The sequence below is a fragment of the Pseudomonas sp. 7SR1 genome, from assembly GCF_900156465.1.
Classification (GTDB): Bacteria; Pseudomonadota; Gammaproteobacteria; order Pseudomonadales; family Pseudomonadaceae; genus Aquipseudomonas.
The window spans coordinates 5,821,695-5,841,113 of record NZ_LT707064.1 but is presented as its reverse complement, the minus strand read 5'-3'; the positions used below and the strand labels follow the sequence as shown (position 1 = coordinate 5,841,113).

Annotated in this window: 15 protein-coding genes; 8 read left to right on the top strand and 7 right to left on the bottom strand. The window is 61.0% G+C overall.

The window, feature by feature from the left end; translation table 11 throughout:
* Nucleotides 1–18: 18 nt before the first annotated feature.
* Nucleotides 19–216, bottom strand: coding sequence for a DUF6316 family protein (locus BW992_RS25635; protein WP_072389406.1), 198 nt, complete (start codon nucleotides 214–216; stop codon nucleotides 19–21).
* A 183-nt stretch (nucleotides 217–399) separates the two neighbouring features.
* Between BW992_RS25635 and BW992_RS25630 the strand changes: the two genes are divergently transcribed.
* Nucleotides 400–1,362 (top strand): DMT family transporter, encoded by a 963-nt coding sequence (locus BW992_RS25630; protein WP_072430270.1) that lies wholly within the window; start codon nucleotides 400–402, stop codon nucleotides 1,360–1,362.
* A gap of 72 nt (nucleotides 1,363–1,434) precedes the next feature.
* Here the strand turns inward: BW992_RS25630 and BW992_RS25625 are convergent, their stop codons facing one another.
* Nucleotides 1,435–2,829 (bottom strand): class II fumarate hydratase, encoded by a 1,395-nt coding sequence (locus tag BW992_RS25625; RefSeq protein ID WP_076407265.1) that lies wholly within the window; start codon nucleotides 2,827–2,829, stop codon nucleotides 1,435–1,437.
* Nucleotides 2,830–3,016: 187 nt separating this feature from the next.
* Here BW992_RS25625 and BW992_RS25620 point away from each other — a divergent pair, with 187 nt between their 5' ends.
* From BW992_RS25620 to BW992_RS25600, 5 genes are all read left to right on the top strand, one after another.
* Nucleotides 3,017–3,535, top strand: a complete 519-nt coding sequence (locus BW992_RS25620) for a DUF2059 domain-containing protein (RefSeq protein ID WP_072389400.1) — start codon at nucleotides 3,017–3,019, stop codon at nucleotides 3,533–3,535.
* A gap of 12 nt (nucleotides 3,536–3,547) precedes the next feature.
* Nucleotides 3,548–3,847, top strand: coding sequence for a BolA family protein (locus tag BW992_RS25615; protein ID WP_072430272.1), 300 nt, complete (start codon nucleotides 3,548–3,550; stop codon nucleotides 3,845–3,847).
* A 121-nt stretch (nucleotides 3,848–3,968) separates the two neighbouring features.
* Entirely contained in the window at nucleotides 3,969–4,910 is a 942-nt protein-coding gene (gene trhO, locus BW992_RS25610) for an oxygen-dependent tRNA uridine(34) hydroxylase TrhO (protein WP_072389396.1), read from the top strand.
* Nucleotides 4,911–4,913: 3 nt separating this feature from the next.
* Nucleotides 4,914–5,549 (top strand): DsbA family protein, encoded by a 636-nt coding sequence (locus BW992_RS25605; protein WP_072458127.1) that lies wholly within the window; start codon nucleotides 4,914–4,916, stop codon nucleotides 5,547–5,549.
* Nucleotides 5,542–7,359 (top strand): ABC transporter ATP-binding protein, encoded by a 1,818-nt coding sequence (locus BW992_RS25600; RefSeq protein WP_072389392.1) that lies wholly within the window; start codon nucleotides 5,542–5,544, stop codon nucleotides 7,357–7,359. The genes BW992_RS25605 and BW992_RS25600 overlap by 8 nt, the downstream gene beginning before the upstream one ends.
* Nucleotides 7,360–7,425: 66 nt before the next feature.
* Here BW992_RS25600 and BW992_RS25595 read toward each other — a convergent pair whose 3' ends face one another.
* The gene (locus tag BW992_RS25595) at nucleotides 7,426–12,102 is read right to left on the bottom strand and encodes a deaminase domain-containing protein (protein WP_168199560.1); all 4,677 of its coding nucleotides are present in this window, start codon (nucleotides 12,100–12,102) and stop codon (nucleotides 7,426–7,428) included.
* A 322-nt stretch (nucleotides 12,103–12,424) separates the two neighbouring features.
* Here BW992_RS25595 and BW992_RS25590 point away from each other — a divergent pair, with 322 nt between their 5' ends.
* Both BW992_RS25590 and BW992_RS25585 read left to right on the top strand, forming a co-directional pair.
* Nucleotides 12,425–14,884 carry an EAL domain-containing protein gene (locus BW992_RS25590; RefSeq protein WP_072430273.1) on the top strand — a complete coding sequence of 820 codons (2,460 nt, stop codon included), beginning with the start codon at nucleotides 12,425–12,427 and terminating at the stop codon, nucleotides 14,882–14,884.
* Nucleotides 14,885–14,963: 79 nt separating this feature from the next.
* Nucleotides 14,964–15,722, top strand: coding sequence for a TenA family transcriptional regulator (locus tag BW992_RS25585; protein ID WP_207956596.1), 759 nt, complete (start codon nucleotides 14,964–14,966; stop codon nucleotides 15,720–15,722).
* 79 nt (nucleotides 15,723–15,801) lie between these two features.
* On the opposite strand, the gene BW992_RS25580 is transcribed toward BW992_RS25585, so the two are convergent.
* The 4 genes from BW992_RS25580 to ubiG all read right to left on the bottom strand — a co-directional run bounded on the left by BW992_RS25580 (nucleotide 15,802) and on the right by ubiG (nucleotide 19,390).
* On the bottom strand, nucleotides 15,802–16,728 hold the full coding sequence (locus BW992_RS25580; RefSeq protein WP_076407264.1) for a GGDEF domain-containing protein: 927 nt from the start codon (nucleotides 16,726–16,728) through the stop codon (nucleotides 15,802–15,804).
* 361 nt (nucleotides 16,729–17,089) lie between these two features.
* Nucleotides 17,090–17,830, bottom strand: a complete 741-nt coding sequence (locus BW992_RS25575; protein ID WP_072389384.1) for a YciK family oxidoreductase — start codon at nucleotides 17,828–17,830, stop codon at nucleotides 17,090–17,092.
* A gap of 185 nt (nucleotides 17,831–18,015) precedes the next feature.
* Nucleotides 18,016–18,687 carry an N-acetylmuramic acid 6-phosphate phosphatase MupP gene (mupP, locus tag BW992_RS25570; protein ID WP_072389382.1) on the bottom strand — a complete coding sequence of 224 codons (672 nt, stop codon included), beginning with the start codon at nucleotides 18,685–18,687 and terminating at the stop codon, nucleotides 18,016–18,018.
* Nucleotides 18,688–18,691: 4 nt separating this feature from the next.
* Entirely contained in the window at nucleotides 18,692–19,390 is a 699-nt protein-coding gene (gene ubiG, locus BW992_RS25565) for a bifunctional 2-polyprenyl-6-hydroxyphenol methylase/3-demethylubiquinol 3-O-methyltransferase UbiG (RefSeq protein WP_076407263.1), read from the bottom strand.
* Between the last annotated feature and the right edge of the window lie 29 nt (nucleotides 19,391–19,419).

Sequence of the window (19,419 nt, the reverse complement as noted above, 5' to 3'; positions counted from 1 at the left end):
AAATGTTGGAGCCGCCTCTCAACTGGCGGCCGCAACGGCTTTCTGTATCCGCTCGATATACGCCGCCACTTCTCGCTCTGCCGCCTCACGGCTGGCAAAGGGGCCTTCCTGGGTGCCTTCCCGGGTACTGAAATAGAATTCGCCGTTGATCCGGCAAATCCGGTCACTGGGAAAGACCATCGCCGGGGCGACGTCCTGGGCGCGTTTGCCAAGCATGGGAACTCCAGAAAGCATCGAGAGTGAATGAAGTTTACGTGTTGCCGTTAACTGGCGCTTGGCCAGTCGATAGACGGCAATGTGCCATTATTTACCCCGGAACTGTTCAAGCCCAACTGTCCCTGTGTGATCGGACAATCTCCAACTAGAATAGTCGCTCTTTTCTTGAGCTTCGGGGATTGCATGCACATTTCGTCCGGTCGCTGGGTCTATGGCCTGTTCCTCGCCCTGCTGACCGCCCTGTTGTGGGGAATCCTGCCGATCAAACTCAAACAGGTGCTGCAAGTGATGGATCCGGTCACCGTGACCTGGTTTCGCTTGCTGGTATCCGGCGGCTTGCTGTTCATCTACCTGGCAGCCACCCGGCGCTTGCCCTCCCGCAAAGTGCTGGGCCCGCGTGGCGGCTGGTTGGTGGCGATGGCGGTGCTGGGGCTGGTGGGCAACTACGTGCTGTACCTGATGGGACTGAACCGCCTGAGCCCGGGCACCGCGCAACTGGTGGTGCAGATGGGGCCGATCATGCTGCTGGTCGCCAGCCTGTTCGTGTTCAAGGAGCGTTTCAGCCTGGGACAGGGCATTGGCCTGCTGGTGTTGCTGGTGGGTTTCGCGCTGTTTTTCAACCAGCGCCTCGCAGAATTGCTGACGTCCTTGAGCGACTACACCGCCGGGGTCTTGCTGGTGTTACTGGCTTCGACGGTCTGGACGTTCTACGCCCTGGGCCAGAAGCAATTGCTGACGGTATGGAATTCCCTGCAGGTGATGATGGTGATCTACCTGTTCTGCGCGTTGCTGCTCACGCCTTGGGTACATCCGTTGGAAGCGCTGCAACTGAGCCCGCTGCAAGGCTGGTTGCTGCTGGCGTGCTGCCTCAATACGCTGATTGCCTATGGTGCATTCGCCGAGGCCCTGGCCCACTGGGAGGCCTCCCGGGTCAGTGCGACCCTGGCCATCACGCCACTGGTGACCTTCGCCGCGGTGGCCCTGGCTGCCTGGTGGTGGCCCGACTATGTCCATGCCGAGCAGATCAACCTGCTGGGGTATGGCGGAGCGGTGCTGGTGGTGCTGGGTTCGGCCCTGGTGGCCCTGGGCCCTTCGCTGCTGGCCGGGCTCAGGGCCCGGCGCGAGCGGTTGGCGCTGGGACGGTAGCGGCCTGGCAGGCGACAGGATGTAGTGTCGACCTGCCCATCGCGAGCAGGCTCGCTCTCCGTCAACCGTGACTCAGCCCTGGCTACCCGCTTCCAGCATGTTTTCCGGACGTACCCAGATATCGAACTCTTCGTCGGTCAGATACCCCAGTTGCAGCGCCGCTTCACGCAGGGTCAGCCCTTCGCTGTAGGCCTTCTTGGCGATTTCGGCGGACTTGTCGTAGCCGATGTGCGGATTCAGCGCAGTGACCAGCATCAAGCCGCGCTCCAGGTGCGCCGCCATCTGCTCGCCGTCGGGTTCGAGACCGGCGATGCAGTGTTGCTGGAAGTTGCTGCAGCCATCGGCCAGCAGGCGGATCGATTGCAACAGGTTGTGAATGATCACCGGTTTGAACACATTCAGCTGCAGATGGCCCTGGCTGGCGGCGAAACCGATGGTCACGTCGTTGCCCAGGACCTGGCAGGCCAGCATCGACAAGGCTTCGCACTGGGTCGGGTTGACCTTGCCGGGCATGATGGAGCTGCCCGGTTCGTTGGCGGGCAGCTTCACCTCGGCGAAGCCGGCACGAGGCCCGGAGCCCAGCAGGCGCAGGTCGTTGGCAATCTTCATCAGGGTCACGGCAAGGGTCTTCAACGCACCGGACAGCGTAGTCAGGGGCTCATGACCCGCCAGCGCGGCGAACTTGTTCGGCGCGGTGACGAAGGGCAGGCCGGACAACGCCGCCAGTTCAGCGGCAATCGCTTCGCCGAAGCCATGGGGCGAGTTCAGCCCGGTACCCACGGCGGTACCGCCCTGGGCCAGTTCGCAGACCGCCGGCAATGCGGCACGGATCGCCCGCTCGGCGTAGTCGAGCTGGGCAATGAAGGCCGACAGTTCCTGGCCGAAGGTGATGGGGGTGGCATCCATCATGTGGGTACGGCCGGTCTTGACCAACTTCATGTGACGCGCCGCCAGCTCCGCGAGCCCGCCCGACAGTTCGGCGATGGCCGGCAGCAATTGCTGATGGACGGCCTGGGCGGCGGCGATGTGCATGGCGGTAGGGAAGCAGTCGTTGGAGCTCTGGGACCGGTTGACATGGTCGTTGGGGTGCACCGGGGTCTTGCCGCCTCGGGGGTTGCCCGCCAGCTCGTTGGCGCGCCCGGCGATCACTTCGTTCACGTTCATGTTGCTCTGGGTCCCGCTACCGGTCTGCCACACCACCAGGGGGAACTGGTCGTCATGCTGGCCGGCCAGCACTTCGTCGGCCGCCTGCTCGATCAGGCGGGCGATGTCGGCGGGCAGGTCGCCATTGCGGTCATTGACCCGCGCGGCGGCTTTCTTGACCAGCGCCAGGGCATGCAACACCGACAGGGGCATGCGTTCGTCGCCGATGGCAAAGTTGATCATGGAGCGCTGTGTCTGGGCGCCCCAGTAGGCTTCATCGGGGACTTCAACCTGGCCAAGGCTGTCGGTTTCGATACGGCTCATCGGGTAAAACTCCTGTCATCGGATACGCGGTTTGGGCCCTGCTGGGCGGCATCGGTTCCCTCAATGTAGGAGCGGCCCGTTCGGTCCGTCAATCGGACCCGCTCGCCACGGGGTTGAGGCGCGGCGTTTAATAGGCGCAGAATGGTCGCCCCTGGGGTTTTACCTCGCCAGTTAAAAAGGAAACTCGATGACCCGTCTTCGCGCCATCTGTACCGCAGTTGCTCTGGTGTGTGCCAGCGGCCCTGTTTTCGCCGATACCGCCAGCCACAACGCCAGTGCCGAAGCGTTCCTGACCCTGGCTCATGCCGACAAGCTGGGCACCCCGGTGTACATGCAAGTGCAGCAGATGTTTGCCCAACGCTTCGAACAGACCAAGGCTCCCGAGTCGAAGAAAGCCACCCTGGAGACCTACCAGGCCAAGGCCAATGCCGCGCTGGACCAGGCCATTGGCTGGAACAAGCTCAAGCCGGACATGGTCAAGCTCTACACCACCAACTTCAGTGAGTCGGAGCTCAAGGACCTGGTCGCTTTCTATCAGTCGCCCCTGGGCAAGAAAGTCCTGGAAAAGATGCCACAGCTGACCCAGCAGTCCGCCCAACTGACCCAGGCCAAGCTGGAAAGCGCGGTGCCGGTGGTCAACAAGCTGCTGGCCGACATGACCGCCGAGCTTGAACCGAAAGCCGCCCCTGCCAAGAAAAAGCCGTAAGCGGAGCCCGGTATGAGCATGCAACAACGCATCGAATCGACACTCGGGCTCCTGCAGCCCGAGCACCTGCAGGTACTGGATGAAAGCCACATGCACAGCCGTGGGCTTGAGACCCATTACAAGGCGGTGGTGGTCAGCCGGCAGTTCGAGGGGCTCAATCGGGTCAAGCGCCACCAGAAAGTCTATGGCACGCTGGGCGAGCTGATGGGCGAGTTCCATGCGTTGGCGTTGCACACCTACACCCCCGAGGAGTGGGCGCAGATCGACGCGGCCCCTGCTTCGCCGACCTGTGCCGGAGGCAGCAAGCACTGACCCTCGTGCAGCTCCTAAAGCCACGGTGTATTTGCTAGAATCCGCGACGCGCCTGACAAGGGCGCGTTTTTTTTCGCATCCGGTTCACCCTTTACGAGGGTAGCCACCTGGAGAAATACCCATGACACCATCCATTGTCGTGGCGGCACTGTACAAGTTCGTCACCCTGGAAGATTACGTCGAGCTGCGTGAGCCCTTGCTCAAGGCCATGCTCGACAACGGCATCAAAGGTACCTTGCTGATCGCCCAGGAGGGCATCAACGGTACTGTTTCCGGCACCCGTGAAGGCATCGACGGGTTGCTGGCCTGGCTCAGGAACGATCCGCGCATGGTCGATATCGACCACAAGGAATCGTACTGCGACGAGCAGCCTTTCTATCGCACCAAGGTCAAGCTCAAGAAAGAAATCGTCACCCTCGGCGTCGAAGGCGTAGACCCGAACAAGCAGGTCGGTACCTATGTCGAGCCGCGGGACTGGAACGCGTTGATCAGCGATCCGGAGGTGTTGCTGATCGACACCCGTAACGATTACGAAGTGTCCATCGGCACGTTCGAAGGCGCCATCGACCCCAAGACCACCAGCTTCCGCGAGTTTCCCGACTACATCAAAGCCAACTTCGATCCGGCGCGGCACAAGAAGGTCGCGATGTTCTGCACCGGTGGCATTCGCTGCGAGAAGGCCTCCAGCTACATGCTCAGCCAGGGCTTCGACGAAGTCTTCCACCTCAAGGGCGGCATTCTGAAGTACCTGGAAGAGGTGCCCCAGGAAGAAACCAAATGGCGTGGCGACTGCTTTGTGTTCGATAACCGCGTGACCGTGCGCCACGACCTCAGCGAAGGCGACTACGATCAATGTCATGCCTGCCGCACGCCGGTAAGCCTGGAAGATCGCGCTTCGGAGCATTACGTGCCGGGAATCAGTTGCCCGCATTGCTGGGACAAGCTGAGCGAGAAGACCCGCCGCAGCGCCATCGACCGGCAAAAGCAGATCGAGCTGGCCAAGGCGCGCAACATGCCGCATCCGATCGGCTACAACTACAAGCAATCATCGTCCGAGGCCTGAACCATGTCGCCACGCCTGCTCTATGTCATGGATCCCATGTGTTCCTGGTGCTGGGGGTTCGCCCCGGTGGCCGAGGCCCTGGTAGAGCAGGCCCAGGCCCACGGCGTGGAACTGCACCTGGTGGTGGGCGGCCTGCGCACCGGCAGCGGCTCGGCCCTGGAGCCGACGACCCGGCGCTACATCCTCGAACACTGGCAGGCGGTCACCCAGGCCACCGGCCAGCCGTTCAAGCTCGAAGGCGCGTTGCCCGATGGTTTCGTCTATGACACCGAGCCGGCCTGCCGCGCCGTGGTGACGGCCCGTAGCCTGGCGCCGGACCTGGCCTGGAAGCTGCTGAAACTGATCCAGCAGGCTTTTTATGTCGAAGGTCGCGATGTCACCCACGCCAGCGTCCTGGTGGAACTGGCCGAGCAGGCGGGGTTGCCGCGCATCGAGTTCGCCGCTGCGTTCGACCGTGCCGATCAACACGCGGCCACGGCTGCGGATTTCACCTGGGTGCAAGACCTCGGCATCGCCGGATTCCCCACGCTGCTGGCCGAGCGCGACGGCCAGCTGGCCTTGCTCACCAATGGCTACCAGCCCTTGAGCCAGTTGGCTCCATTGCTGGGGCGTTGGCTGGAGCGCGCCGCCTGTGCCTGATCTGCCGGAGGGGACCCCGGGCCCCCAGCGCGTCGATCGATTGAGCTGGGCGGAAATCCGTCGCCTGGCCCTCAAGCACAAGAAGGCCCTGTGGATCGCCAACGGCGTGGCCGTACTGGCGACGTTGTGCAGCGTGCCGATCCCCTTGCTGTTGCCGCTGCTGGTGGACGAGGTGCTGCTGGGCCATGGCGACGCGGCGCTGAAGATAATGAACCATGCGCTGCCGTTGGGCTGGCAGAGCGCTGCCGGTTATATCGGGCTGATGTTGCTGGCGACCCTGGCCCTGCGGTGCGGCGCGCTGCTGTTCAACGTACTGCAGGCGCGGTTGTTCGCGAGACTGGCCAAGGACATCGTCTATCGCATCCGTATCCGCTTGATCGACCGCCTCAAGCGCATCTCCCTGGGCGAATACGAAAGCCTGGGCAGCGGCACCGTGGCGGCCCACCTGGTCACCGACCTGGATACCCTCGACAAATTCGTCGGCGAGACGCTCAGCCGGTTCCTGGTGGCGATGCTGACCCTGGTGGGCACGGCCGGCATTCTTGTGTGGATGCATTGGAAACTGGCGTTGTTGATCCTGTTGTTCAACCCGCTGGTGATCTACGCCACCGTGCAGTTGGGCAAACGGGTCAAGCACCTCAAGAAACTGGAAAACGACAGCACGTCGCGCTTCACCCAGGCCCTGACTGAAACCCTGGACGCGATCCAGGAGGTGCGGGCCGGTAACCGGCAGGGTTTTTTCCTTGGCCGGCTGGGGTTGCGCGCCCGGGAAGTGCGCGATTATGCGGTCAACTCCCAGTGGAAAAGCGACGCGTCGAGCCGGGCCAGTGGTTTGCTGTTCCAGTTCGGCATCGATATCTTCCGCGCCGCGGCGATGCTCACCGTACTGTTTTCCGATCTTTCCATCGGCCAGATGCTGGCGGTGTTCAGCTACCTCTGGTTCATGATCGGTCCGGTGGAACAACTGCTGAACCTGCAATACGCCTATTATGCGGCGGGCGGAGCCTTGAGCCGCATCAACGAATTGCTGGCGCGTGCCGACGAGCCGCAATACAAGGGCACGGTCGATCCGTTCCTGGGGCAGGACACCCTCGGCATCGATATCCAGGGATTGAGCTTCGGTTATGGCGAGGAGCTGGTGCTCGACCAACTGAACCTGTCCATCGCGCCTGGTGAAAAAGTCGCCATCGTCGGGGCCAGCGGCGGTGGCAAGAGCACCCTGGTGCAGCTGTTGCTGGGGCTGTATACACCGCAGTCGGGCAGCATTCGCTTTGGTGGCGTCACTCAGGAGGACATCGGTCTGGAGACCATCCGTGAACACGTCGCAGTGGTGCTGCAACACCCGGCGCTGTTCAATGACACGGTCCGGGCCAACCTGACCATGGGCCGCGAGCGCAGCGACGAAGCCTGCTGGCGGGCGCTGGAAATTGCGCAGTTGCACAGCACGATCCGCGAATTGCCCGCCGGCCTGGACAGCGTCGTCGGGCGTTCCGGGGTGCGTCTATCCGGTGGCCAACGCCAGCGCCTGGCGATTGCGCGCATGGTCCTGGCCGAACCCAAGGTGGTGATCCTCGACGAGGCGACCTCGGCCCTGGACGCTGCCACCGAATACAACCTGCACCAGGCACTGGCCCGATTCCTGAGCCATCGCACCACCCTGGTCATCGCTCACCGGCTGTCGGCCGTCAAGCAGGCCGACCGGGTGCTGGTATTCGACGGTGGGAAAATCGCCGAGGACGGGGACCATCAGCAACTGATGGCCGATGGCGGTCTGTACGCCAAGCTTTATGGCCATCTGCAGCAGCACTAGGCTCTGAAACACCAGGCCAGGCACTGCCTGGCCTTCGTCTAGAGATACTTTCAATAGCGCCTGGTTTCAGTCTGAATCGGTTGACGTGCCAAGCTCCGTGGCCGGACGCTTGCGGCGTTGCCCCCAGATGACATTCAGGGCATCGGCGCCGCGCTCGTGGCCGAATTCCTTCATGACAATCGAGCAGGATTCGCAGGGCGGCAAGGTGGTCGCCACGGTGATGGACTTGATGTCCCCAGGATCCGGATACTTTTCACTGATGTAGCCGATCAGCTTGCTTTCACTGTCTGCGGTCGTGATGCGGCCCAGCCTGTCCGAACCGGAACTGCCCGTCGCATCCATCAAGTGGGGAATCGCCAAAAGCTTCCCGTCGGGGCTGAGGCTAAGGGCTGCGGGATCGATGGGATTCCTGATGGCGTCTACGTTGAAATAGCTGACGTCGTTCAAGGTGATTTCGCTCAAGCCATTGCTGGATTTGAACAGTGGCAGGTGCCGGGTATAGTCCTCGATGCCGGAAACGCTGACGTAGACTTCATTTTTCCCCGAGGCGGTGGTGACGCTGGCGAAGGCGATGTTCTTGGGGTTTTGCGTCGGGAGGATTTTCTGCAACTCCCGCATGGCGTCGTCGATGGTGACAGGACGGGTCGCCGATTGCGGGGCAACGGCGATGGACGGGTCCGTAAACAAAGCCTCGAAGATATTCGCTGTCGACTTTTGCAACGCCTCGGGTGCCTGCCTGGAAGGCTTCCACACGGCCGCTCCGGTAGGCAGGTCGGCCACGATCATTCTTGTCCGGCGATCGAAAAGCACGGCCTCGGCCGAATACGTATTGACCTTCACCCACTTCATATTGGAAGGCGGATGGACAGGGGCACCGATGGGAATCGAAATTTCATCGATCTTGTCCAGCGCCAGTTCGACCTGGTCTCTTCCATAGATCCTTGCAGCGTTGTTCGCGTTCAGCGAGCCGATGTAGACCCTTTGGAGCTCCTCGCCGGGCGTGCCTGGCATCAGGTCTTCGGGGCCCAGCTTTTTCAGGATCAACGGGCCCTCGAGGCTGTCGGTGGACGGTAATCTCGTCATGTAGTAATCGTCGAAATTCAGGCGGGTGAAGACGTAATTGAATTTCTCGTCGATGGATCGAATGATGAGCGCGCCGGTCACGTGTGTGTCATCGATGCCCTCTGCCGTCCCGGATACTCTGATCCCTCCATAGAGGCCGGTCTGGAATTCCAGCGTCGCATCGACGGTTTCCCTGGGAATCGGGGTCTTGCTGGTGAGGCCGATCCATTCCGGCCGTCCTTTGTAGGTATTGAGCTTGCCGCCCTTGAGCTCATAGATTTTCCCCTCGAACGCCAACAGCGCCCGGTCGTTGGCCGACTTGGGTATGGAGGGATAGAGCGTCGTATCGCCGAACCACGGCGCCCAGCTCGGCTCCGCGCTGAACTCTCCCGAAGGTGGACGCTCGGCAGGCTTGTCCTGCAGGACATACCGGGTCTTGCAAATTTCATCGGGAGCCCGACGGACACGGCATGGTTGTTTCCTGAGGGTTTCACTGGCATCCAGCTGACTGGCGCGACGCAGGGTGCCGTCCGCCAGGCGATAGGGCACGTCATCCAGATAAAGCGTACGGCTGCCGTCGACTTCGAGCTGTTCGCGTATGTGGCTTCTTTGCGGGACCTCGACAATGACATCGGTGTCAGTGCGGGCCAGGGTGTTGTAGTGGGAGCGGCCCAGGGACAATTCGGGCACGTCCTTGGACAGGGATGGGCCGTAAGGCTTGTCGGAAAACGGGTCGATCAAGCGGTAGTCGGTTTTGCCGGACGCCCCGACGTTGCGTACCAGGACATCATCGACCCCGCGCACCGCACCGAGCTGGTCATGGTTGGCCAGCGGTCGCCATCTTCCCGGATCCGTGGCCTGGGACATGCCTTTTACAAAATCGTAGTGGCCGGCTCTGCCGCTCAGGACCTTCAGGTTGAAATAGCCTTTTTTCCCGAGCCGGTATGCACTCTGGCCACCTGCTTGAAACAGGGATGGGATTGCATCGAGGGGATTGAGCGTTGCGTTGAGCAAGGTGCCCGTGAGTTTCGCGAAGGCGGGCAACGTTTCGCCAAAACTCCATTTGCCCACCGTCCGGATCAGCTTCAGCGAGCCCGAGGCGAATTTGCCGATGGGAAGGACAAACGAGGCGAAGTCGATGAACAGGCCAAACGCACCACTGACCAGGCGATCGCGATCGCCTGAGCTGAGGTCTTCGATACTGCTCCAGAAAGGTACGAGCATTTTGGTCAGGTCGATGACTTTCTTGCGCTTGGCTTTTTCATGGTCGAACTCCGTGGCGCCATAACAACTGTCGTGCAGTTCCTTTTCATCCACGAACAGCAGGTGCTGGGCAATGTGTTGAGTGATCCTTTGGGTGACTTTCGATTCCAATGTGCGGGGCAAGGCGCTGTCATCATCGCGTTCCATCGGCTCAAGGGTGTCGCCCAACTGATCCAGGATGGCCTGGCATTGCCTATCGGCAGCGGGAATGGTGCCCTTTACATGGGCGTCCCAATCGAAAGGAAGGATTTTGGTACGCACTACGCTCGCGTTTACGGAAGAGCCGCGGCTGACTCGCCATTTCTCTGTCTTCAGCTCGCCGCCCAGGTGTTGCTCGGTGATATCCGGTCGGCGGCGGATCACGCCGGCGCGGGGCAGGACTTCGTAATAGGAGGTGCGGCTGTCCCGTGTCGCCGCCAGGACGAAGCCGTTACGCGCACGCAGTGGGCGCTTCTTGTCTTCCGACTCGTTCGCCGCCTCGGTTCCCATGATCGCTTGTCTCAAGGTGTAGACCTTGACCGATCCATACTCCAGCGCATGACGGTCGGCCAGGGGAAGAGAGGCGAGTTGATGGGCGATCAATGTCCGGTAGGCGTTTCTGATCAGGTTGAGGTAGATCTTGAAGTGCGTGGCAAATGTCTCCTCGATATCCGGCAATGTTCTGCGCTCGAGGGCAATGGCGGACAGATCCGGCCACGGCAGATTGCTCTGCACGGTTCGGTCGTCGTCGATACTCAACCAGGCGTTCGTCGAGTATTTCCCATCCGGCCCGGTGATGAACCATCTTTTTCCCTGAAGCTGCCCGGAGGCATAGACATCCACGAATGAATACGCGTCAGGCGCGGGCCTGCCGATAGGCGCCATCAGCCGAAGTTGCGGTGCGGTATAGAAGGCGTTCGCTTCCTTGACCAGCTTGCGGCCGTCCGACACGAACAGGCTCTCGCCAAAAACCCTGGCCATCTTCGCCCTGGCAATGTTCAGTCGTTCGGGGGGCGGGCTATCAAGCCAGCGGATAGCGCGGTTCAGGCTTTCGACTTCGGAGTCGAGCCTCTTCGCGGCCTCCTGTATGTCTTGCGCCGGATAGTTGGCATCCTCCCTATAGCCAATCAACCCGTTCGTCAGGGCCCATTCCAGCATCGGTTTCAATCGGGTCAGGGTGATCAGTTTCAGTTCTTCGGCTGTCGCTGCAATGGCCTGCCTGATGGGCAGGTCCACCAGTTGCTGGAAGTCCAGGCGTTGCAGCAACAGAGGATCGATCGCCTGGGCCAGGTGAACCCCGTGGACGAAATTCACCCAGACAGTGGAGCTTCGGTAGGGCAGTTGCGGCGGTATATCGCGAACCTGGAACTCCAAGGGGAACAACGGCAGGAAAAGGCCGGCGATCAGAATGGATTCATTCACCGACGTGGCGCGCCCCGATGCGACCAGGTGTGTTTCGAAGCCGGCCTGGATTTCCTGGTAGCTCTTGCCCCAATGGGCTGACTTTTGCCAGCGGTAGCCAGCGATGCCCTCCGGGTCTGCGGTCGGAACCGAGGTGATCCACAGGCGAAGGGCCTTGACCAGCAAGCCGGTACGTATTCCCGAAGCGCTGTTCTCGCCGTCCCTGCCGCCGAACCAGTCCAGGGCCAGCAGCAGCCTGGCGGCCAGCGCCTGGGCCCTTGGCGACAGCAGGATTTGCTCCAGGTACACCGACGGTTTTGCGCGGAGCGTTTGTGTTGCCAGGCGGGTGATATCCCGGGCACCGAGATAGTCCAGCAGGGATGTCTGCGGCGTGGGCAGGAATTGACGCACTGTTTCGATGACCAGGCGGTCGTCCATCGCTTGCGCGGGTGTCGGTTCCAGGTTCGGTTCGTCGAGCCTGATGCCGTGCCAGAGCCCCAATGAATGGCGAGCGCGTTTCTCTTCCAGGGTGTCGAGGGTGGCCTGGCGTTGTTGGGCATCTTGCGGATCCCAGGCCGCAATGCCATAGAACCGGGTCATTCTGGCGAGTGAAAACTGGCCATCGAAGCGAATCTTTCCAGCCAGTCGGAGTGCCGACTTTTCGATGTTTGCCAACAACTCTTTCCAAGCGGTTTGTTTGTCGAGTTCAAGCCGGATGACGGTGGTGTCGTTCTTCTTGCGTGCGAAGTAATGGGCCTGGCCGTCCTTCAATATCACGGTCAATTCATTGAATGAAGCGTCCAGGGTGGCGCACAGTGACTGGTAATCCTTGTTTTCCATCAGCGCTCGCAGTGCCTGCTGGCCGATTGCGTTTTCCAGGGCCATGGGAGAACAGGGTTGGGGTGTCAGTAGTCTGTCGATGAACTTGTCCGTGGGTGTTTCATTGTTTCGGACAAGTGCCAACAGCGCGTCATACTCCGCCAGCAGGCCCTGATGCGCCTGGGCCTGGGAGGGCCATTGGTGCTGTGGAGAATTCATTGAAAGATCGAACGAGGGCAACGGGTGCATAAAGAGTCCCTGGTGATAAACGAAGGGGCTCCAGGCCCACTTCAAAAGTGCCGGCCGGAGCAGTCCCCTATCCCATCAATCAGGGAAAAACAGTGGTGGTAGATATATATGGCGCCCCGGTGTTTTGTAACTTTTCCGGTTAGTGCCTGTGACAGGCATCGACGAGATTTCACGCATTCGAGAGACGGGGACGTTAAATGATGTCCGGCCTCTTGCGAGGAACTGCTGCGCCTCCTAGTCTTGTTGGAATGATCGGTCTTTAGGCTGGTCGACGAGCCTATACAGGGACCTCATGAATCAAGCGCGGACTCTCGGAACTCCCCGGTTGTTGGGCATCGTATGGCCTTTTATCGCCGTTGTTCTGTTTCAGGCCTTGCTGGGGGGCGTCAGTCTTTACGTATTGTCGGCGGTTCGTGGTTATGTGGCCGGGGAAAGCCTCTGGTCCAAGGGGCAGAAAGACGCGATCTATTACCTGAACCTCTACGCCGACAGCCGCGACGAGGCGATTTTCCGCAAATACCAGCTGGCCATCGCCGTGCCCGAAGGCGGGCATGAACTGCGGGTGGCGCTGGATCGCCAGCCACCGGACCTGGAGGCGGCGCGGGCAGGCATTCTCAAGGGAGGCAATCACCCGGACGACGTCTCCAGCCTGATCTGGCTCTACCTGAATTTTCGCCACTTCAGTTACCTGGAAGAAGCCATCGACCTCTGGACGGTGGGTGACAGTTACCTGATAGAACTGAACAACGTCGCCCGGCAGATGCACGAGAGCATTTCCCAGGGCAAGGCCACGGACATCGATATCCGCGGCTGGAAGGCACGAATCTTTGCCATCAACGATTCCGTCACCCCGGCTGCCAAGGCGTTCAGCGACGCCTTGGGCGAGGGGTCGCGCTTTATCCTGCGTCTGCTGCTGGTGACCAACTTCGCTACCGCCCTGGGGCTGATTGTCCTGGCGTTGTTGCGCACCCACAAACTGCTGGCCCAGCGGCAGGTTTTCGCCAATGCGCTGCAAGTGGAGAAGGAACGGGCACAGATCACCCTGCAATCCATCGGCGACGGGGTCATCACTACCGATGTCGAGGGCGCCATTGCCTATATGAATCCCGCGGCCGAGGCGATGACCCATTGGAAAGCCGAGCACGCCACCGGGCTGCCCCTGGCCGCGCTGTTCAATCTGCTGGACGACAACGCCCAGACCGAAGGCCTGACCCTGATCGAGCACATCCTCAGCGGGCGGCTCGGCGGGGGCAGCGAGCATTCCAAACTGATCCAGCGGCTGGATGGCAGTACCGTTTCGGTAACGCTCGTAGGGGCGCCAATCCGCCATGCCGGCAAGGTCAGCGGCGCCGTGCTGGTCCTGCACGACATGACCCAGGAGCGTCAGTACATCGCCAACCTGTCCTGGCAGGCCACCCACGACGCCTTGACTGGCCTGGCGAACCGCCGGGAGTTCGAATATCGCCTCGAACAGGCCTTGCATAACCTGACGCGCCAGTCCGGGCGGCATGCCTTGATGTTCCTGGACCTGGATCAGTTCAAGCTGGTCAACGACACCTGTGGCCATGCGGCAGGCGACGAGCTGCTTCGTCATATCTGTGCCTTGCTGCAATCGGGGCTGCGGGAAAACGATACATTGGCCCGTCTGGGTGGGGATGAATTCGGGATCCTGCTGGAGAACTGCGCGCCGGACGCTGCGGAGAAGATCGCCGAAGGACTGCGCCAGACCGTGCAGAACCTGCACTTCGTCTGGAAGGGCCGGCCATTCGTGACCACCGTGAGCATCGGGCTGGTGCATATCGCCCAGAACCCGACGACGCTGGAGGCGTCCCTGCGTGCCGCGGACATGGCCTGCTACATGGCCAAGGAGAAGGGCCGCAACCGGGTTCAGGTCTATCACGCCGACGATTCGGAACTGTCCCTGCGCTTCGGCGAAATGGCCTGGGTCCAGCGCCTGCACATGGCTCTGGAGGAAAACCGTTTCTGTCTCTATGCCCAGGAAATCGCCGCGCTGGGGCCGGGGGAACACGGTGGTGGACATATCGAGATCCTGTTGCGCCTGCATGACGAAGCCGGGCGGATGATCCTGCCGGACAGCTTCATACCGGCCGCCGAGCGTTACGGCCTGATGACTTCCCTGGACCGTTGGGTGGTGGAAAACGTCTTCAGGATCATTCGCCAGTGCCTGAATGAGTCGCCCCAAGGCCCCATGGCCATGTGTGCGATAAATCTGTCAGGCACTACTATCGGAGATCAGGCATTCCTTGATTTCCTGCGTAAACAATTCGCGGCTTATTCAGTCCCGCCAGAAATGATTTGTTTTGAAATAACCGAGACCAGCGCTATTTCGAATTTGGGTAGTGCGATCCGCTTTATCAATGAACTCAAGGGGTTGGGTTGCTATTTCTCTCTGGATGACTTTTGTGCCGGAATGTCTTCGTTCGCTTACTTGAAACATTTACCTGTAGACTTCCTGAAGATCGACGGGAGTTTCGTAAAGGATATGCTGGACGACCCGATTAACCGTGCAATGGTCGAAGTGATCAATCACATCGGCCACGTCATGGGTAAGCGCACGATTGCCGAGTTCGTTGAGACTGCCCAGATCGAGCAGGCACTGCTGGAGATTGGCGTGGATTACGCTCAAGGGTATGTGATCGAGCGCCCGCAATTGTTTACCTGTGATACGTTGCAATGTAGGCCGGCCCGGCCCCAGCCGTTGTTATTCAAGGCCCCCGGCACGTTCCGCTGAGCCTCTTGTTGATCCGTAAAAAATCACAATCAAAAGGAGCCCGACAGTGATCGACACATTCAACCGAACAGGCCCGCTCATGGACGCCACCAGCTATCCGAAATGGGCACAACAGCTCATTATCGATTGCAGCGAGAGCAAGCGCCGGGTTGTCGAACACGAGCTGTATCAACGCATGCGTGATAACAAGCTCAGCGCCAGGACCATGCGCCACTACCTCATCGGTGGTTGGCCGGTCGTCGAACAGTTCGCCTTGTACATGGCGCAGAACCTTACCAAGACCCGCTTTGCCCGCCACCCTGGCGAGGACATGGCCCGTCGTTGGCTGATGCGCAACATTCGTGTCGAACTCAACCATGCCGACTACTGGGTGAACTGGAGTGCGGCCCATGGCGTCACGCTGGAAGACCTGCAAGCCCAGCAGGTGCCCCCCGAACTGCATGCCTTGAGTCACTGGTGCTGGCACACCAGCTCGTCCGATTCGCTGATAGTGGCCATCGCGGCGACCAACTATGCGATCGAAGGGGCCACCGGTGAGTGGTCGGCGCTGGTATGTTCCAGCGGCGTCTATGCCGCGGCCTTCCCCGAGGAAGAACGCAAGCGCGCCATGAAATGGCTGAAGATGCATGCGCAGTACGACGATGCCCACCCTTGGGAAGCCCTGGAGATCATCTGCACGCTAGGGGGCATGAACCCGAGCAGGGCCTTGCAGGCCGAGCTGCGCCAGGCCATTTGCAAGAGCTATGACTACATGTATCTGTTCCTGGAGCGTTGCATGCAACTGGAGCAGGAAAAAGTCTCCTCCACCCGTGAGCGCCTGGCGCTGGCCGGGAGCTGATCGCCCGTAAGGGGCCCTGGCCGTCAACGGGGAGGTTGACGGCCAGGGCCCGCAGCGAGTGTCGTTCCCCGGCGGCCTTTCAACCCGCCATCGCCAGCCGGTTCCGCCCCTCGCGCTTGGCCACATACAGTGCACTGTCGACCCGTCGCAACAGGCTTTCGGCGGACTCGCCCGGCAGCAGCGTTGCACAGCCGAGGCTGACCGTCAGCTCGATCCTCGTTCCCGCCACGAAATAATCCTGCACCTGAGCGGCATACCGCAGCCGTTCGCCGACCATGGCCGCTGCTTCCCGGCTGGTATTGGAAAGCAGGATCAGGAATTCCTCGCCACCGAACCTGAACACCATGTCCACGTTGCGCAATTGCTGCTTGATCGACTCGGCGACGGTCCTGAGTACTTCATCGCCGACGCCATGGCCGTGGGTGTCGTTGATGCGCTTGAAATGATCGATGTCGAGCATCAACAGCGACAGCGGCTGCATATGGCGCCGGGACATGTCGATTTCCCGCTCCAGGGTCTGGTCCATGGCGATGCGGTTGCCGGTGCCGGTCAAGGGATCGCGCAGGGCGCTCTGGGTCGCTACGCGGTAGAGCAGGGCGTTGCGCAACGGAAACAGCAGCGTCGACATCACGGACTCGAGGTCTTGTTGCTCGGGGTCGGTAAAGCGCTGATTGCGCCGGAATATCAGCTCGCCCAGATCTTCGCCTTCATGACTCAAGTTGTAGCTGAGCACGTGGTGCCCACGCTGGCCGAACTCCATGCGCAGGTCGCTGGGCTTGTGCTGGTAGGCCAGTGCATCCAATGGCACCAGCCGCTGGACTTCACGGAAGAACAGGCCCAGGACCCGCTGCGGCTCCAGGCTCGTCTGCAATTGCTGGCCCAGTTGTTGGCGCAGTTGCTGGAGCGTGACGGACCGTGTCGCCAAGGGTGACGGCTGGCCGAGTCCCAGGCGCTGCAATTTGGCGCTGTCGAAGTCAATCGTATTGGTCTGGGTGGGCGTTTTCATATGGCGTAAGCCCCTGCAAAATCTGTCCCGACAGGGTGGGCGAGGCAGCGCCAGGCTGCGTATCGTACTGGTCCATCAATCCCGTAAGGCACTGAGTTGAGTCTAGTCTGCTTTCCCTGTATGGCTGCAGGTCTCGCCTCAATGCCTGTCACCCGCCGGACATGGCGTGTTTGAGGGTATTTAGAGCGAAACTCGTGCCAGTCCGTTCAATACGGAAAAAACGCTTGGAAAATCAACGGGGTGAAATGTAGATGCGGGCATGATGCAGGCGTCGAGCGACGGAGGTCTGGCGATTCGCCTGGCTTGGGATTGCACGCGGCAGCGCCGCGACGGTAAACCGCCGCGACGTGAAGTGGAGGTGTTACTGGGCGTTGAAGGCCTGGCCGTTGACACCCGTGCTGTCCGGGCCCATCAAGTACAGGTAGACCGGCATGATCTCTTCAGGCGTCGGGTTATTGAGCGGATTTTCCCCCGGATAGGCCTGGGCGCGCATGCTGGTGCGGGTGGCCCCCGGGTTGATGCTGTTGGCTCGCACTGCCGCGACAGTATCGACCTCGTCGGCCAGGGTCTGCATCAGCCCCTCGGTGGCGAACTTGGACACACCGTAGGCCCCCCAGTACGCGCGGCCCTTGCGTCCGACGCTGCTGGAGGTGAACACCACGGAGGCATCCCTGGACAGCTTGAGCAGAGGCAGCAAGGTGCTGGTGAGCATGAACATGGCGTTGACGTTCACGTGCATCACCCGCATGAAGTTTTCGCCCGACAGCTGCTCCAGCGGTGTGCGCGGACCGATGATCGAAGCGTTGTGCAGCAGGCCGTCCAGGTGACCGAACTCGGTTTCGATCATGGCTGCCAGTTCGTCGTACTGATGGGGCAGGGCGGTTTCCAGGTTGAACGGAATCACGGCCGCTTGTGGGTGACCGGCGGCTTCGATTTCATCATAGACCTGGGTCAGGTTGGCTTCGGTCTTGCCCAGCAGCAGCACCGTGGCACCGTGGGCGGCGTAGGCCTTGGCAGCAGCGGCGCCGATACCACGACCGGCCCCGGTCACGAGGATGACCCGGCCTTCGAGCAGGTCGGGGCGGGCGGTGTAATCAAACATAAAGAACCTCACGAAACAAAACGATGCGTGGTGATGCGTTGTTGTGGCGAGGGGACTCATCCCCGTTGAGCTGCGATGCAGCCCTGTTTTCATGCCGTCGGCATCCAGGCTTTCTGAGCGCGTGATGGGAGGCGCTTCGCGCCCCAGCGGGGATGAATCCCCTCGCCACGACTGCGACCTTCAGCTCAGCAACTGCACAACGCGTTATCCAGCACTTCACGTAGTGCCGAAGGGTGATCGATCACCACGTCCGCCCCCCAATGCCTGGGGTTGTCGTCCGGGTGGATGTAGCCGTAGGTCACTGCACAGGTCCTGGTGCCGGCATTGCGGCCGGACTCGATGTCCCGCAGGTCGTCGCCTATGAACAGGACGCTGGCCGGGTCCAGGTCGAGCATCTTGCACGCCAGGATCAACGGCTCCGGGTCGGGCTTGCTGTTCTTCACATGATCGGGGCAGATCAGCACCTTCGAGCGCTCGGCCAGCCCCAGCTGCTGCATGATCGGCTCGGCGAAACGCACCGGCTTGTTGGTGACCACGCCCCAGACCAGATTGGCGGCTTCGATGTCGGCCAGCACCTCGGCCATGCCGTCGAACAGATGGCTGTGGATCGCGCAGCCCTTGAGGTAGCGGTCCAGGAATTCCTGGCGCAGCTCCTCGAACCCCGGCGATTCAGGGTCCATGGAAAACGTCACTGCCACCATAGCCCGTGCCCCTCCGGAAATCTCGTCGCGGATGTGCTGGGTGTTCATCGGTGGCAAGCCACGGTCGGCGCGCATGGCCTGGCAGATGGCGATGAAGTCCGGTGCCGTGTCGAGCAGCGTGCCATCCATGTCGAAAAGAACTGCCTTGAGACGCATCGACTCACTCCTCGCGCAGGGTCTGGATCATGTAGTTGACGTCAACGTCCGAAGACAGCTTGTAGTGCTTGGTGAGCGGGTTGTAGGTCAGGCCGATGATGTCCTTGACGGTCAGCCCGGCCATGCGGCTCCAGGCACCCAGTTCGGAGGGGCGGATGAATTTCCTGAAGTCGTGGGTGCCGCGCGGCAGCAGCTTCATGATGTATTCGGCGCCGATGATGGCGAACAGATACGCCTTTGGGTTGCGGTTGATGGTGGAGAAGAATACCTGGCCGCCGGGTTTGACCATGCGCATGCAGGCCCGGATGACCGAGGACGGGTCGGGCACGTGCTCGAGCATTTCCAGGCAGGTGACCACATCGAACTGCTCGGGCATTTCCTCGGCCAGGGCTTCGGCGGTGGTCTGCCGGTACTCCACGTTGACACCGGATTCCAGTTGATGCAATTGCGCCACGGCCAGCGGCGCCTCGCCCATGTCGATGCCCGTCACGGTTGCCCCGCGCAGGGCCATGGCTTCACTGAGGATGCCGCCGCCGCAGCCGACATCGAGTACCTTCTTGCCGGCCAGGCCGACACGTTCGTCAATCCAGTTGACCCGCAGCGGGTTGATATCGTGCAGTGGCTTGAACTCGCTTTCACGATCCCACCAGCGATGGGCGAGGGCCTCGAACTTGGCGATTTCGGCGTGGTCGACGTTACTCATGTGCAAATCCTCGAAAAAACTTTGAAAGA